General features: G+C 66.5%; 15 protein-coding genes. 4 read left to right on the plus strand and 11 right to left on the minus strand.

Translation table 11 applies throughout. From position 1 onward, the window contains the following. Positions 1-28: 28 nt before the first annotated feature. From BN2503_RS12670 to BN2503_RS12715, 10 genes are all read right to left on the minus strand, one after another. Positions 29-1,621, minus strand: a complete 1,593-nt coding sequence (locus BN2503_RS12670) for a methyl-accepting chemotaxis protein (protein ID WP_054257022.1) — start codon at positions 1,619-1,621, stop codon at positions 29-31. Between the two features lie 453 nt (positions 1,622-2,074). Continuing rightward, a complete protein-coding gene (locus tag BN2503_RS12675) occupies positions 2,075-2,572 on the minus strand; it encodes a YbhB/YbcL family Raf kinase inhibitor-like protein (RefSeq protein WP_054257023.1) in 498 nt (165 codons plus the stop codon). A 102-nt stretch (positions 2,573-2,674) separates the two neighbouring features. Next, positions 2,675-3,706, minus strand: a complete 1,032-nt coding sequence (locus BN2503_RS12680) for an ABC transporter ATP-binding protein (RefSeq protein WP_054257024.1) — start codon at positions 3,704-3,706, stop codon at positions 2,675-2,677. Continuing rightward, positions 3,703-4,683 carry an ABC transporter ATP-binding protein gene (locus BN2503_RS12685; RefSeq protein ID WP_054257025.1) on the minus strand — a complete coding sequence of 327 codons (981 nt, stop codon included), beginning with the start codon at positions 4,681-4,683 and terminating at the stop codon, positions 3,703-3,705. Before BN2503_RS12685 ends, BN2503_RS12680 begins: the two co-directional genes overlap by 4 nt. Position 4,684: 1 nt before the next feature. Continuing rightward, the gene (locus BN2503_RS12690) at positions 4,685-5,605 is read right to left on the minus strand and encodes an ABC transporter permease (protein ID WP_054257026.1); all 921 of its coding nucleotides are present in this window, start codon (positions 5,603-5,605) and stop codon (positions 4,685-4,687) included. Between the two features lie 94 nt (positions 5,606-5,699). After that, positions 5,700-6,917: a M20 aminoacylase family protein gene (locus BN2503_RS12695; protein WP_054257027.1), complete on the minus strand. Its 1,218-nt coding sequence runs from the start codon at positions 6,915-6,917 to the stop codon at positions 5,700-5,702. A gap of 1 nt (position 6,918) precedes the next feature. Then, positions 6,919-7,899, minus strand: a complete 981-nt coding sequence (locus tag BN2503_RS12700; RefSeq protein WP_054257028.1) for an ABC transporter permease — start codon at positions 7,897-7,899, stop codon at positions 6,919-6,921. 142 nt (positions 7,900-8,041) lie between these two features. Next, positions 8,042-9,262, minus strand: a complete 1,221-nt coding sequence (locus BN2503_RS12705) for a porin (protein WP_054257029.1) — start codon at positions 9,260-9,262, stop codon at positions 8,042-8,044. 331 nt (positions 9,263-9,593) lie between these two features. Beyond that, complete coding sequence (locus tag BN2503_RS12710; protein ID WP_054257030.1) at positions 9,594-10,694, minus strand: porin; 1,101 nt, start codon at positions 10,692-10,694, stop codon at positions 9,594-9,596. Positions 10,695-10,986: 292 nt separating this feature from the next. Further along, on the minus strand, positions 10,987-11,436 hold the full coding sequence (locus tag BN2503_RS12715) for an OsmC family protein (RefSeq protein WP_054257031.1): 450 nt from the start codon (positions 11,434-11,436) through the stop codon (positions 10,987-10,989). A 253-nt stretch (positions 11,437-11,689) separates the two neighbouring features. Here BN2503_RS12715 and ilvA point away from each other — a divergent pair, with 253 nt between their 5' ends. Genes ilvA through BN2503_RS12730 form a run of 3 tightly spaced genes read left to right on the plus strand, consistent with a single transcriptional unit; the run spans position 11,690 to position 14,648 of the window. After that, positions 11,690-13,249 (plus strand): threonine ammonia-lyase, biosynthetic, encoded by a 1,560-nt coding sequence (gene ilvA / locus BN2503_RS12720; protein ID WP_054257064.1) that lies wholly within the window; start codon positions 11,690-11,692, stop codon positions 13,247-13,249. A 47-nt stretch (positions 13,250-13,296) separates the two neighbouring features. Beyond that, positions 13,297-14,103: an adenosylcobinamide-GDP ribazoletransferase gene (locus BN2503_RS12725; RefSeq protein WP_054257032.1), complete on the plus strand. Its 807-nt coding sequence runs from the start codon at positions 13,297-13,299 to the stop codon at positions 14,101-14,103. Beyond that, complete coding sequence (locus tag BN2503_RS12730) at positions 14,100-14,648, plus strand: histidine phosphatase family protein (RefSeq protein WP_054257033.1); 549 nt, start codon at positions 14,100-14,102, stop codon at positions 14,646-14,648. The genes BN2503_RS12725 and BN2503_RS12730 overlap by 4 nt, the downstream gene beginning before the upstream one ends. A gap of 7 nt (positions 14,649-14,655) precedes the next feature. On the opposite strand, the gene BN2503_RS12735 is transcribed toward BN2503_RS12730, so the two are convergent. Continuing rightward, entirely contained in the window at positions 14,656-15,153 is a 498-nt protein-coding gene (locus tag BN2503_RS12735) for a type II secretion system protein N (RefSeq protein WP_054257034.1), read from the minus strand. A gap of 114 nt (positions 15,154-15,267) precedes the next feature. Here BN2503_RS12735 and gspG point away from each other — a divergent pair, with 114 nt between their 5' ends. Further along, positions 15,268-15,714, plus strand: coding sequence for a type II secretion system major pseudopilin GspG (gene gspG / locus BN2503_RS12740; protein ID WP_280522188.1), 447 nt, complete (start codon positions 15,268-15,270; stop codon positions 15,712-15,714). Positions 15,715-15,815 lie beyond the last annotated feature (101 nt).

Below are 15,815 nucleotides of genomic sequence, written 5' to 3' on the forward strand. Positions count from 1 at the left end.
GAAGGCCGTTTTACCTCATAACAGCCGATCAGGCCGGCAGCGCCAGGGCACGCCCGCGCACCGCTGCCTCGGTGGGCACGAGCACGAAGGCTGCCACCGCATGGCTCAGGCGCTCGGACTGTTCGCGCAGGCTTTGCGCGGCGGCGGCGCTTTCTTCCACCAGCGCGGCGTTCTGCTGTGTCATCTGGTCGAGCTGGCTGACCGAGGCGTTCACCTGTGCGATACCTGCCGACTGCTGGCCTGCCGCCGCCGCAATGCCCGCCACCTCATCCGTGACGCGCTGCACTGCGGAGACGATCTCGCGCATGGTGTCGCCCGCCTCGCGCACAAGGCGCGAGCCCTCTCCCACCCGCCGCGTGCTGTCGGCAATCAGGTCCTTGATCTCGCGCGCTGCCGCTGCGCTGCGCTGCGCCAGGCTGCGCACCTCACCCGCCACCACGGCGAAGCCCCGCCCTTGTTCACCGGCGCGGGCTGCCTCCACGGCGGCGTTCAGGGCCAGGATGTTGGTCTGGAAGGCGATGCTGTCGATCACCCCCGTGATGTCGGCAATGCGCCGTGCGCTACCGTCGATCGACTCCATGGTGTGCACCACCTGCTCCACCAGCGCGCCGCCGCGGCCCGCCACGGTGGCGGCCGAGCCGGCCAGCGCGCTGGCGGTGCGCGCCGCCTGGGCCGTATGCTCCACGGTGCCTGTCAATTCTTCCATCGACGCCGCCGTGGTCTGCAAGTGGCTGGCCGTCTGCTCGGTACGCTGCGAGAGGTCCAGGTTGCCAGTGGCAATCTCGGCGCTGGCCGTCGCCATGCTCTCGGCCGCCTCGCGGATGGTCAGGATGACGCGGGTCAGCGATTGCTGCATGCTGCCCAGGGCTTGCAGCAGGGCACTCGATTCATCGCGCGTCTCCTGCTGCGCATCGAAAACGACGGGGCTCAAGTCCCCGGCCGCCACCTGGCGCGCCACCCCCAGCGAGCGCCCCAGCGGACGCACGATGCCGCGCGCGATGGCCAGGGATGCCACCACGCCCAAGGCCAGGGTGAGCAGCCCCAGGGCCAGGATGCCCAGGCTGGTGCGGTTGTTGGCCTCGCGGATTGGCTCGGCCGCCTGGTCGAGCGCGTGGCGCTGCAGTTTGAGCAGGTCGTTGACGCGCTCCACGTACACCTTGGCTGCCGGCACGAAGGTGGCTTCAAGCAGGCGCGCAGATTCCTCTGCACGGCCTTCGCGCTTGAGGCGGATGACTTCGTCGCGCGCAGCCACATAGTTCGCGCGCAATGCGGTGATGTCACCGAACAGGCGCTTTTCCTCGTCGGTGACCATCAGGGTCTCGACCTGCTTATGGATGGCCGTGGTGCTCTCGGCAGACTCCTTCTGCTCGGCTGCGAAATACGTGGCGAGGCTGGGGTCGCTGCTCTTGGCAATGGCGGTGGTGCGGCGCACCGCCGTGTGGATGAAGCGGTACCAGTCGGAGATCAAGCGCTCCTTGGCCAGCGGTTTTTCGATGATGGCCTGCGCGCCTTGGCTAGATGCTTGCAGCTGCCAGATGCTCAGGGCGCTGTTGAGCAAGGCGAAAAACAGCAACAGGCCGAAACCCACTGCCAGCCGGGTGCCTATGGAGAGTTTGTGCATAAGGAGAAGAGTGGGTCGGAAGTCCGCGCCAGACGGTGCTGGCGCGCTGCAGGGCTTTGAGCCTGTTCACGATCTTTTCATAGTGCCCGTTGCCCCGAAAAAGTGGCAGGTGCAAGGCGCCAAGCGCAGCCGGGCTGGTGGCCCGGCGAGCCTTTGCAACACCGCAGATGCCACTTTTGCGGGGCAACCCTTCGGGCAAGGCAGCAAAAAACCACACTCGTCGTTGCGCACCTTGGCCAGGCCGTCAGCATGGCCTGCGGCACGCGCCTAGATTGCGGCTTTCTGCTGCCTTGCGGTCACTATGAAAAGATCGTGAACAGGCTCTTAACCCTTGAAGCCCATTCTAGGAAGGGGGGTTCACCACCGCTCCACTTCCCTGGCACAGCTTGACGTGCATCAACGAAAAAGCCCCGCCAGCCCAGCGCACCCCGCAGGGTGCGGCCGCCGCCGGGCTCAGGGCCGGCCGTAGGTCGCGGTGAAAGACGCCTTGGCCAGCGTGTGCGCGTTCACCATGAAGCCTGCCAGGGCTGCGGTGGCGTCGTCGGGAATGTCGAGCCGGGGCACCGACAGCGCGTGCACGGTGAAAACGTAGCGGTGCGGCTTGTCGCCCGGCGGCGGGCACACGCCACCCCAGGCGTGGACGCCGTAGTCGTTGCGGATCTGGCGTGCACCAGCCGGCAACCCCTGGCCGCCCTGCGCACCCGCGTGGGCCGCCAGTTGCGTGGTGCCTGCGGGCAGGTCCACCACGAACCAGTGCCACCAGCCCGAGCCGGTGGGCGCGTCCGGGTCGTAGACGGTGACGGCGAAGCTCTTGGCCTCCAACGGCGCCCCGCTCCACTGCAGCACGGGCGAGCGGTTCTGGCCGGAACAGCCAAAGCCGTCGAACTCGAACTGCTGCGGCACGGTGCCGCCGCTTGGAATGTCGGGGCTGGAAAGGGTGAATGCGGTCATGCGTGCTCCTATGGGGTAGAAACTACGGGTGAGAAAAAATAAGTCAAAAACGGCTCTATCGCTTACCATTCAAGCGCTAGCAGCTCCTTTTTACATAGCACATCAGAGCCGCCCCTCCTGTACCGCATGGCACGCCACGCGCGTGCCCGTGCCGGCATCGTGCAGCGCGGGTCGCTCGGCGCGGCAGCGCGCGTTGGCGTGCGGGCAGCGTGGGTTGAAGGCGCAGCCGGGCGGTGGGTCGAGTGGGTTCGGCACCTCGCCCTGCACGGGCGTGCGTGCGCGGCCGGTGTCGTGCATCTTGGGAATGGCATCGAGCAGCATGCGCGTGTACGGGTGGCGCGGCTGGCTGAACAGCGTGCGCTTGTCCGCCAGCTCCACCAGCCGGCCCAGGTACATCACGCCCACGTGGTCGCTCACGTGGCGCACCACGGCCAGGTTGTGGCTGATGAAAAGGTAGGTCAGCCCCTGTTTGCGCTGCAGGTCCTTCATGAGGTTGAGCACCTGCGCCTGCACCGAGACGTCGAGCGCGCTGGTGGGCTCGTCGCACACCAGGAACTCGGGCGCCGTGGCCAGCGCACGCGCGATGGAGATGCGCTGGCGCTGCCCGCCCGAGAACTGGTGCGGGTACTTCGCCATGTCCTGCGGCGACAGGCCGACGCACGTGAGCAGCTCGTCCACACGCGCCTCCAGCGCCGCCTTGCCGGTCACCAGGCCGTGTTCGCGCAGCGGCTCGCCGACGATGTCCGCCACGCGCCAGCGCGGGTTCAGGCTGGCGTAGGGGTCCTGGAAGATCATCTGGATGCGGCGGCGCAGGGCGCGCGCCTCCTTGCCCTGGAAGGCGGCGTGCGCGTCCTGCCCGTCAAAGGTGAAGCCGCCGCGCGTGGGTGCGTACAGGCCCACCAGCAGGCGCGCCACGGTGCTCTTGCCACAGCCGGATTCGCCCACCAGCGCCAGGGTCTGGCCGCGCGCGATCTCAAAGCCCACGCCATCCACGGCGTGCAGCAGTGCGCGCGGCTTGCGCTCGATCACGCGGTTGAGCCAGGGGGCCGAGACGTCGAAGGTCTTGGCCAGGTCGTGTGCACGTACCAGGGGGGAGGCCACCGAGGGCACGAGGGGTTGCGCGGGTGTGTTCATGCGGTCACCCCGCTCGCCGGGTCGTGCAGCCAGCACGCGGCCTGTGTGGCGCCTGCGGCGATCAGTCCAGGGCGCTCGGTGCGGCAGCGCGCCTGGAAGCCGCGCGGGCAGCGCGGATTGAAGGCGCAGCCCTGGGGGATGGCGTCCAGGCGCGGCATGGCACCGTCAATCTGGTAGAGCGCGTCGCGCTCCGATTCCATGTCGGGAATGGCCGCCATCAGCCCCGCGGTATAGGGGTGCGCGGGGTGGTTGATGACGTCGTGCACCGGGCCGATTTCGGCGATGCGGCCGGCGTACATCACCGCCACGCGGTCGCAGGTCTCGGCGATCACGCCCATGTCGTGCGTGATGAGCATGACGGCCGCGCCGCGCGTCTTGCAGATGCTCTTGAGCAGCTGGATGATCTGCGCCTGGATGGAGACGTCCAGCGCCGTGGTAGGTTCGTCGGCCACGATGAGCTGGGGCTCGGCGGCGAGCGCCAGCGCAATGACCACGCGCTGGCGCATTCCGCCGCTGAACTGGTGCGGGTAGTGGCCAATGCGCTGCTCCGCCGCCGGAATGCCCGTGTCCTTGAGCAGCTGCACGGCGCGCTGGCGCGCCTCGGCGGCGCTCACCGGCAGGTGCGTCTGGATGGTCTCGACAAGCTGTTGGCCCACGGTATAGAGCGGGTTCAGCGAGGTCAGCGGGTCCTGAAAAATGGCGCCGATGCGCCGCCCGCGAATGCGCCGCAGCTGCGCGTGCGGCAGGTGGTCGATGCGCTCGCCTTCCAGCAGGATCTGCCCTGCGGCAATGCGCCCCGGCGGCTCCAGCAGGCCGATGATGGACGCACCGGTGAGCGACTTGCCCGCGCCCGATTCGCCCACCACACCGAGGATCTCACCCGGCGCGATGGCAAAGGAAACACCGTCAAGCGCGCGCAGCACGCCACGCCGGGTGGGGAATTCGACAACGAGGTTCTGGACTTCGAGTAATGCCATGTCAGCGCAGCCGTGGATTGAGCGCATCGCGCAGCCAGTCGCCCAGCAGGTTCACTGACAGCGCGATCAGCACCAGCATGATGCCGGGGAAGACGGTGATCCACCACTCACCCGAGAACAGGTAATCGTTGCCCACGCGGATCAGCGTGCCCAGTGAGGGCGAGGTGGGCGGCGCGCCCACGCCGAGGAAGGACAGCGTGGCCTCGGTGATGATGGCCGTGGCCACCTGGATGGTGGCCAGCACCGTGACGGGGCCGGTGACGTTGGGCAGGATGTGGCGGAACATGATGCGCGCAGGCGGCACACCGGTCACGCGCGCGGCCTGCACGTACTCCTTGCCGCGCTCGACCATGGTGCTCGCGCGCACGGTGCGCGCGTACTGCACCCAGCCATTGCTGCCGGCGAACGCGATGGCCAGGATGAGCACGCCGAAGGCAATGCCCTCGGGGGCGTCCGGGTACAGCGCCCGCGCCACGCCCGCGATGAGCAGTGCCACCAGGATCGCCGGGAAGGACGAGACCACGTCGCACACGCGCATCACCAGCCCGTCCACCCAGCCCCCCGTGGCGCCCGCCAGCAAGCCCAGCGCCACACCGATCACCAGCGAAAGCGCCACGCCTGCCAGGCCCACGATGAGCGAGATGCGCGTGCCGTAGATCAGCGCCGAAAGGATGTCGCGCCCCTGGTCGTCGGTGCCGAGCAGGTACTTGGCCGAGCCCTCGGGGCTCCAGGCAGGCGGCAAGCGCGCGTCCGAGAGTTCGAGCGTCGCCAGGTCAAACGGATTGTGCGGCGCCACCCAGCCCGCGAACAGCGCACAAAACACGCACACGGCCGCGACGCAGGCCGCGCCGATGGCCAGGGGGGACGCGCGCAGGCTGTGGCCCACGTCACCGTCAAACCAGCGGTACAGGGTATTTTTCATCCAGCGTTTCCAAAGGCATTCACACGCGCGCAAGAACTCCTGAAACGATAGCTGATAGCGCTTGCCAGTTGTGCGTTACAGGCACTTTTTAGCATCAAACCTCCACCATCGGCATGGCCTGCTCCACCAAGCCCGCATGCAACGCTGCACCCAGGGGCAGCACCTCGTCGTTGAAGTCGTAGCGGCTGTTGTGCAACGCGGCCCCGCCCACACCGTTGCCCTGGCCCAGGCGCAGGTAGGCGCCGGGCTTGCTTTGCAGCATGAAGGAAAAATCCTCGGCCCCCATGCTCGGTTCCAGGTCGCGCACCACGTTCTCGGCCCCCACGATGGACGCGGCCACGTCGCCCGCGAAGCGCGCATCGCTCTCGGTGTTGATGGTGGCGGGGTACATGCGCTCGTAGCGCACGACGGCGGTGACGCCCAGCCCCAGCGCCACGGCACTGCACAGCTCCTTGAGGCGGGCCTCCACCATGTCCTGCACGGCGGGATCGAAGCTGCGCACGGTGCCCACCAGCGTGGCGCTGCCGGGCTGCACGCTAAAGGCCCCGAGGTCGCCCGCCTGCACCGCGCACAGGCTGATGACAGCACTGTCAAGCGGGCGCACGTTGCGCGCCACGATGCTCTGCACCGCGGTGACGATGTGCGCCGCCGCCAGGATCACGTCCGTCGTCTGGTACGGATGCGCGCCATGGCCGCCGCGGCCGGTGACCTCGATGGTGATGCGGTCGGCAGCCGCCATCATGGCGCCGCCGTTCAGCCCCACGGTGCCGGACTTCATGGCAGGCCAGTTGTGCATGGCGTAGACCGACTGCACGGGGAAGCGCTCGAACAGCCCGTCCTCGATCATTGCGCGCGCACCCGCGCAGCCCTCCTCGCCCGGCTGAAAGATCAGCACGGCCGTGCCGTCGAAATGGCGCGTGGCCGCCAGGTAGCGCGCCGCGCCCACCAGCATGGCGGTGTGGCCGTCGTGCCCGCAGCCGTGCATCAGGCCGTTCTTGCACGATTTCCAGGCGAAGTCGTTGTGCTCGGTCATGGGCAATGCGTCCATGTCGGCACGCAGGCCAAGCATGGAGCCGCTGGACTGCCCGCGCCCGCGCACCACCGCCACCACGCCGGTGCGGCCGATGCCTTCGTGGATCTCGTCAACGCCGCAGGCCTGCAGCGCCTCCTTGACGCGGGCGGCCGTGTAATGCTCCTCGAAGCCCAGCTCCGGATGGGCGTGCAGGTCGCGGCGCAGCGCGGCCAGCTCGGGATGAAACTGGGCGATCTGGGCGAACGCCCGCCCGCCCGCCTTGAAGCGCGGTGCCTGCATCTCAATGTCCTCCCGCCCGGCCGACGCGCAGGCGCGGATCGACCAGGAAATACAACAAATCCACCACCAGGTTGATCACGACGAAGATCAGCGCGATCAGGCACAGGTAGGCCGCCATCACCGGAATGTCGGCAAAGGTCACGGCCTGGATGAACAGCAGCCCCATGCCAGGCCACTGGAACACCGTCTCGGTGATGATGGCGAAGGCGATCAGGCCGCCGAGCTGCAGCCCGGTGATGGTCAGCACCGGCACCAGCGTGTTCTTGAGCGCATGGCCGAAGTAGATCGCCCGGTCAGTGAGCCCGCGCGCCCGCGCGAACTTGATGTAGTCGGTGCGCAGCACTTCCAGCATCTCGGCGCGCACCAGGCGCATGATCAGCGTCAGCTGGAAGATGGCCAGGGTGACGGCGGGTAGCGCAAGATGGTGCCACCCCTTCGCCGTGAGAAGCCCGGTACTCCACCAGCCCAGTTGCACCACCTCGCCCCGGCCAAAGCTCGGAAACCAGCCCAGCGTGACCGAGAACACCAGGATCAGCAGGATGCCGATCAGGAACGTGGGCAACGACACGCCGAGCAGCGACAGCGCCATGAACACCTGGCTGGTAAACGTGCCACGCTTGAGCGCCGCATACACCCCCATCGGAATGCCCACCAGCAGCGCGAGCACGGCCGCCGCCAGCGCCAGTTCCAGCGTCGCCGGAAAGCGCTCGGCAATCAGGCGCGACACCTGCGCGCCCTGGCGCAGGCTGATGCCGAACTCGCCTTGCGCGGCGTTCCACAGGAAATGCCCGAACTGCACGACGAACGAACGATCCAGCCCCAGGGCCGCGCGCAGCGCCGCCACCTGCTCCGGCGTCGCGTCCTGGCCCAGCAGGATCAGCACCGGATCGCCCACGAACTGGAACAGCAGGAAGGCCAGAAAGGCCACGGTGACCATCACGATCACCGCCTGGAGCAAACGGCGGAGGATGAAAGCGAGCATGGGAAGCGAGGCAATGCAACCGCTCCCATGCTAGCAGGCACTGCGCCCCTGGCGCGCTTCGTTCGACCGGAGAAAACACCCAGAAAAAAAGCCCCTGCGAGCAGGGGCTTTTCCGGAGGCAGGCCGCAAGGCCGCCCGGGGATCAGAAGCGGTGGCGCAGGCCGATGGTGAAGCCGGTGCGGCTGCGGGCCTTGCTGGCAGCGTCCAAGTACACGTTGTCGCCGCCGCTGAGGCGCGTGTTGTCGATACCAACGTAAGCATCGGTGCGCTTGCTGAAGGCATAGTCGGCCACGGCCACGACGAAATTAGCCTTGCCGTTGGATAGGCCGGTAGCCGAGCCGGACTGCTTGCCGTGGAAGTAGTGCAGGCCCACGTTGAGCTGCGGCGTGGCCTGGTAGCCCACGCCCAGCTTGACCATCTGGCGCTTGTCGGCATCACCCGGAACGAAGCCGCCGTTGGTCTGACCGGCCCAGAACACGCCCAGAATCGCACCATCCAATTGATTGCGAATAGTCTGGATGGGATTGGCACCTGCAGCCGTGAACTTGGCCTTGTTCAAGCCGTAGCCAGCCGTCAGATACCAGGGGCCGGTGCGATACGAACCACCCAGGGTCCACGCATCGACATCGGTGCCGCCGGGCAGCGTGCTACGCAGATAGCCGCCGCCGACAGCCAGACCGTTGCCAGGGGCGTAGCGCAGATAGCCGCCGACCGTCTTCCATGCACCACCGTTGATGGTGCTCAGCGCCTTGGCACCAATCAAAGCCGGCAATTGGGCCGCATTACCGGGTAAACCTGCCTCGATATCTTTGGTATCGTTATTTTCATCAAACGAATACTGCAGCGAGCCAACCAGACTGCGATCCTGGGTCGCAAATGTGTACTTCAGCATATTGCTGGTACGCGCCCCCATGGCCATGCCGAGCTCGGGCTTGTAGGCTTCCATGTAGGGAGAATAGGGGAAAGAGGCATAGGTGCTGGTCACCACATCGAACAGCACGTTCCACTGGCGGCCAGCAGTCAAGCGGCCATAAGGAGTTTGCAGACCCACATGCGCCAATTGGAAGAAAGGTGCGTTCACGGCAGAATTACCCGCATCGGCATCGAAACGGTTTTCCAGCACCACCAACGCCGTATTGCCACCGCCCAAGTCTTCCGTGACGTTGATACCCCAGCGGCTTTGCGACATACCGCCGCCAATCATTTCGGTTTTGCTCTTTTGGCCTACGCCTTCGTTATTGGTGTGGCGCACAGCCGCATCCACGATGCCCCACAGTTCCACTTTGCTGGCCGGGGCGGTCTGGGCCATTGCTGCGCCTGCACCGCACAAGGCCAAGGCCGCCACAATAATGTTCTTCTGCATTAGATAAACTCCTCTAGGATTGATAACCGGTTTCATAATTCGCAGCCATTCTAAAAATCAAACGCTCCGAACCATGCAATGCCGTTAGATTCACCGCTCTAAACTCTTCCTCCCAAGGAGGCCCTGCGGCCAAATCGTGTTTTTTGACAGGGGGGCGGGGAACCTTGATTGTTAAAAGACGAAACAATCCAGGCAAGGGCTTATCGCATTCCTGCCACAGGGGTTAACCCCGAACGCAGTCACACACGCGACAGATTCGCCAATAAAAAAACCGCTGCACGAATGCAGCGGTTTGTTTTTCCATGACAAGCTGGCTCACGCCAGCCCGGCATTAGAAGGAGTGGCTCACGCCCACTTGGAAGCCTTGCTGGTTGCCGTTGTCCTTGAGCGTAGCGTTGGTGCCACCCAGCTTCCAGGTCTTGCCGTTGTCCTTGTTCTTGATGTAGGCGTAAGTGCCGTACACAGAGGTACGCTTGGACAGGCTGTACACATAGCCCAGCGCGAACTGGTCAGCCTTGGCCTTGATGCCGCCAGCAGGCGTGGTTTCGTAGCGGTTGTACGAGGCGCGCACCAGGCCAGGGCCCACGGGGGCGGTCAGACCCAGCATGTAGCCCTTGGTCTTGTCGTCGCCGTTCACGCGCTCGGCCTTGGAGTCACGATAGCCAGCCAGCACCTTGGCCACGCCCAGGTCGTACGAACCACCCAGGCTCCAGACGGTGATCTTGCCGGAAGCAGTGGCTTCCTCCTTGCTCAGACGCTCCAGGCCCAGACCCAGGCTCAGGGGGCCGTTGTCATAGGTCAGGCCAGCGCCCAGGTACTGGCGGTCGCTGTTGGCGCCGGCCACTTCGCCGAAGCCGTAGTTCACAGAACCCTTGAAGCCGCTGAAGTTGGGCGACACGTAGGTCACGGCGTTGCTCACGCGCTGGTTGGTCGTCTTGGCCGTGGCGTAGGCGCCAGTGCCTTCGGGCACGGTGCCGTCAGCGATGCCATTGCCGTTGCCCCACAGGTAGGACTGACCAATACCGACGGAGCCGAACACGTCGTAACGGGCGGTGGCGCGGTAGGCAGCGGTCAGCTCGCGGCCCAGACGCACTTCACCGAAGCCGCCTTCCAGGCCCACGGTGGCCTGGCGCTTGAAGGCGAAGCCGTTGGTGGCAGCGCTAATGTCGTAGCCGGAGTTGCCGTCGCCGTTATCCAGGTTCAGGCCGGCTTCGAGCACGAAGTTGGCCTTCAGGCCACCGCCCAGGTCTTCCACGCCGCGGAAACCGAGGCGGCTGGTCAGGTTGTTGCCGGAGGTCACGCCGGACCAGTTCTTTTCACCATTGGCATAGGTCACGCCAGCGTCGGCCACGCCGTACAGGGTCACGGAAGATTGGGCCATGGCGGCGCCAGAAGCAGCCAGCACAGCCAGGGCGAGCAGGGATTTTTTCATTGCAAGTACTCCAAGGTTTAACTAGAGGGCGCCGACGGCGTTGTGGGTGCGGCACTGACATGCCCCCGCCGGTCCCGGGCCAACCTCCTGATGGGGAAGTTCCCCCCATTGCACCAGACGCCACCCTGTTTCGCAAAGGAAATCCCCTCACTGGTGCGTCCAAGGGCACATTTCGTTGTTGTAATGCAACATAGCAGCCACCCCCTGCACCAGGGGGTTTTCACCAGTATGACAACAAGGGCCCGCCGAAGCTTTTTTGCCCTCCATGTCGTTCGCCGGCCTTGGCCAGCCCTCAGACCTCGATCAGATCAAAGCCTGTGGTGATCTGCGCCGTTTTGCCCAGCATGATGCTGGCGGAGCAGTATTTCTCATGGCTCAGGGCGATGGCCCGCTCGACGGCGGTGGCCGGAATGCCCTTGCCCGTAACGGTGAAATGCATGTGTATCTTGGTGAATACCTTCGGCTCTGTATCGGCACGTTCCGATGTCAACTTGACACTGCAGCCGCGCACATCGTGGCGCCCGCGGCGCAGGATCAGCACCACGTCGTACGCAGTGCATCCACCGGTGCCAGCCAGCAGCGTCTCCATGGGGCGAGGAGCAAGATTCAAGCCACCTAGCTCCGGCTTGGCCGCATCGGGCGCCCCATCCATGGCCAGGACATGGCCACTGCCGGTTTCGGCGACAAAGCCCATGCCCGAGCGTGTGCCGCTCGCGCCGGTCCAGCTGACTGTGCATTCCATAAGAGGTCTTTCTCTGACTGAGCAATAAGGGAGCGTGATTGCAGCAAAAAAACAGCCCTTTGTGGGGATATGGTTTCCTAATGTTGCGATGCAACATCGTCGCGCTACAATGGAATCCATGCACAGCAAGGTCTGCGCGCCGTTTGTCTCCTCCACCTCCTCTAACGGTGGATTCAGCCCCTAGCCTCACAGCTCGGGGCTTTTTTTTGGCTTTCTTGGACGCTCCAGCGCCCGTCCTATGATGGTGCCCACCATGACCCAGCCTCTTTCACCGTTCGACTACCTGAAGAAAATCCTCACGGCGCGCGTGTACGACGTGGCCGTCGAGTCCGACCTGCAGCCGGCGCGCGCACTGAGCCGGCGCCTGCACAACAAGGTGCTGCTCAAACGCGAGGATCAGCAGCCGGTGTTCAGCTTCAAGCTGCGCGGCGCCTATAACAAGATGGCGCAGTTGACACCCGAGCAGTTGCAAAAGGGCGTGATCTGCGCCTCAGCCGGCAACCACGCACAGGGCGTGGCCATGAGCGCGCGCAAGCTCGGCGTGCGCGCCGTGATCGTGATGCCCACGACCACCCCGCAGGTCAAGATCGACGCCGTGCAGGCGCTGGGCGGCGAGGTGGTGCTGGCCGGCGAGAGCTTCACCGATGCCTACCAGCACTCGCTGAAGCTGCAACAGGAGCAGGGGCTCACTTTTGTACACCCCTTTGACGATCCGGATGTGATAGCCGGCCAGGGCACCATTGCCATGGAGATACTGCGCCAGCTGCAAAGCCTGGGCAGCCAGCGGCTCGACGCGGTATTCGTCGCCATCGGCGGTGGCGGGCTGATCAGCGGCGTGGCCAATTACATCAAGGCCGTGCGCCCCGAGATCAAGGTGATCGGCGTGCAGATGAGCGACTCCGACGCCATGGTCCAGTCCGTGCAGGCCGGCGCGCGCGTGACGCTGCAAGACGTAGGCCTGTTCTCCGACGGCACCGCCGTCAAGCTCGTGGGCGAGGAAACCTTCCGCATCGCCCAGGGACTGGTGGACGACTACGTCACCGTCAACACCGACGCCGTGTGCGCCGCGATCAAGGACATCTTCGTGGACACGCGCAGCATCGTCGAGCCCGCAGGCGCGCTGGCCGTGGCGGCCATCAAGCAATACGTAGCGCAGCACAAGACCAAGGGCGAGACCTACGCCGCCATCCTGTGCGGCGCCAACATGAACTTCGACCGCCTGCGCTTCGTTGCCGAGCGCGCCGAGGTGGGCGAGGAACGTGAGGCGCTGCTGGCCGTCACCATCCCCGAGGAGCGCGGCAGCTTCCGGCGCTTTTGCGAGCTCATTGGCCAGTTGCCCGGCGGCCCGCGCAACGTCACCGAGTTCAACTACCGCATCGGCGACAGCGCGCGCGCCCATGTGTTCGTGGGCATGACGACCCACGGCAAGGGCGAGTCGGAAAAGCTCGCCAAGACCTTCCAGCGCCAGGGCTTCGAGGCGCTGGACCTGACGCACGACGAACTGGCCAAGGAGCACCTGCGCCACCTCGTGGGCGGGCGCTCGCCGCTGGCGCAGGACGAACGCCTGCTGCGCTTCGAGTTCCCCGAGCGCCCCGGCGCGCTGCTCAAGTTCCTGAGCCTGATGCAGCCGAGCTGGAACATCTCGCTGTTCCACTACCGCAACCAGGGCGCCGACTACGGCCGCATCCTCGTCGGCATCCAGGTGCCGCCCGAGGACTCGGCCGCGTTCGACGCCTTCCTCGCCACCCTCGGCTACCCCTATGCCGAGGAAACGCAGAACCCGGCGTACCGCCTTTTTCTACAGACAAAATAGCCTTCAGGCCTTACTGAACAAGCGCCAGCAGCTATCAAATAAAGAGCATGCAAGCCCTGCGCCACTACCTGCTGGCCGTGCAGTTCTTCACGCGCATCCCCATCACCGGGCGGCTGGCCGACTGGGTGGGCTACAGCCCGGCCATGCTGCGCGCCAGCAGTGCGCACTTCCCCGGCGTGGGCTGGATTGCCGCTGCCGTGGCCACGGCCAGCTACGCCGCGCTGGCACTGCTGCTCGCGCCCAGCCCCTGGGCCAGCGCCGTGGCGGCCGTGGGCTGCACGGTGGCCACGGTGCTGCTCACCGGCGGCTTCCATGAGGACGGCCTGGCCGACGTGGCCGACGGCCTGGGCGGCAGCGCCGACACCGAGCGCGCGCTCGACATCATGAAAGACTCGCGCATCGGCGCCTACGGCACGCTGGCGCTGGTGCTGGCGCTGCTGGCCAAATGCACGCTGCTGGCGCTGCTGGGCACGCACAGCCTGGCAGCAGCGCTGACGGCACTGGCGGCCGCGCATGTGCTCTCGCGCCTGTGGCCGCTGTGCATCGTGCGCACCCTGCCGCACGTGGGCGACACCGCGCGCTCCAAGAGCAAGCCGCTGGCCGACCAAATCAGCGGCGCCGCGCTGGCTGCGGCATTTTTGTGGTGTTTTCCGGCTCTTGCGCTTATGCAGCAAGCGCCATCAGCTCTTTTTTTAGGAGCAGGCATGGCCGCCAGCCTGTTCGCCGCCTGGCGCATGTGGCGCCTGTTCGCGCGCCGCCTGGGCGGCTTTACCGGCGACTGCCTGGGCGCCACCCAGCAGGTGGGCGAAATCGCCTTCTACCTCGGCGCCGCCCTGGCACTGGGGCCGCGGTGAAGCTCTGGCTGGTCCGCCACGCCACGCCCCTGGTGCCCCCCGGCACCTGCTACGGCCACCTGGATGTGGCGGCCGACGCCAGCGCCACCGCCACCGCCGCGCAAGCCCTGGCCGCGGCACTGCCCGCGGGGGTGCGGCTGCGCGCCTCGCCGCTACGAAGATGCGAGCAGCTCGCGCTCTCGCTGCAAGGGCTGCGGCCTGATTTGGCCTGCACCACCGATGCGCGGCTGGCAGAACTGGACTTTGGCGCCTGGGAAGGGCTGCGCTGGGACGCCATTGCCCCCGCCGCCTACGACGCCTGGACGGCGGACTTCGCCCACTACCGCCCCGGTGGCGGCGAAAGCCTGGCCGCGCTGCTGGAGCGCGTGCAGGATGCGCTGGCCGCCGCGCGCAGCGGCGGCGCAGAAGAAGCCTGGATCACCCACGCGGGCGTGGCACGTTGCGTGCACTGGCTGCTGCAGACGCCAACCGGCACCTGGCCCAGCGCCTCGGATTGGAGCATGCCCGCGCCCTCTTTTGGTGCGTGGCAGTCCTGGGAAATTTAGCGCTGCGTTAGCGCTGCGCCGCCATGCCGCCCGGCGGCACCGGCATGGACAAGACATGCGCACTCGCCCCGCCCAGCGCTGCACCCAGACGCGCCTCGCGCGCGCCCACGCTCTGCAGCACCAGCCCCGGCTCCACCTGCATGCCCACCCGGTACGGTTTGGGCGGCTTGCCGTCCACGGCGATGAGCGCCGCACCGCCTCCGCTGTGGCGTCCAGCCACCACGCCGACCAGGGCGAAGCGGCTGCCGGGCACGGCCTCGGGCGCGGCAGCCGACGTTACCGCCACGGCGCTGGGTACGCCCAGCAGCACGCCCAACGCCTGCGCGTCCGGCGCGGGCACAGCGGGAGGGGCAACGGCCGCCGCCGGCGGCAAGGGCCGCTGCGTCAGGCGCAGGCCCCAGTAGACCAGGCTGGCGCCCGCCAGCACCCACAGCGCGAAAGTGGCCAGGCGCAGGCCCCAGGACGCGCCGGACTGCGGGGAAGAAGGAAGCAAAGCGGTTGCCATAGCGCGCGATTATGATTGACCGGATACGCCGACCACCACACCCCCAACCCTGCCGTGACCTTCTTCCTTCGCCCCCCCGCCCACACCATTGCGCACACGACGGCCCAACGCCTCCTGGCCACCGCGCGCACCGCGCCCACGCTGCGCGCGCGCCTTGCCGCCGGCTTCACCCTGATCGAGCTGATGGTGGTGCTGGTCATCATCGGCGTGCTGGCGGCGCTCATCGTGCCCAACGTGCTGGAGCGCACCGACGATGCCCGCATGACCGCCGCGCGCACCGACATCACCAACATCATGCAGGCGCTCAAGCTGTACCGCCTGGACAACCAGCGCTACCCCACGCCCGAGCAGGGCCTGCAGGCGCTGGTGGCCAAACCCACCAGCGGCCCCATCCCCAGCAACTGGAAACCTTATCTGGAGAAGCTCCCCAACGACCCCTGGGGCCGCCCGTACCAGTACCTGAACCCGGGCATCAAGGGCGCCGTGGACGTGATGTCCTTCGGCGCGGACGGCCAGTCCGGCGGCGAAGGCAAGGACAGCGACATCGGCAGCTGGCAGTGACAGCGGCAAAGCGAATACAAGCCCAATCTGCCTCCAGCCCTTGTCCAGTAAGCGCTGGCAGCTACAAAATTCGCACCCCATCGCCTTTTGCCGCCCAGGCG

The sequence above is a fragment of the Paenacidovorax caeni genome (assembly GCF_001298675.1).
GTDB lineage: Bacteria > Pseudomonadota > Gammaproteobacteria > Burkholderiales > Burkholderiaceae_C > Paenacidovorax > Paenacidovorax caeni.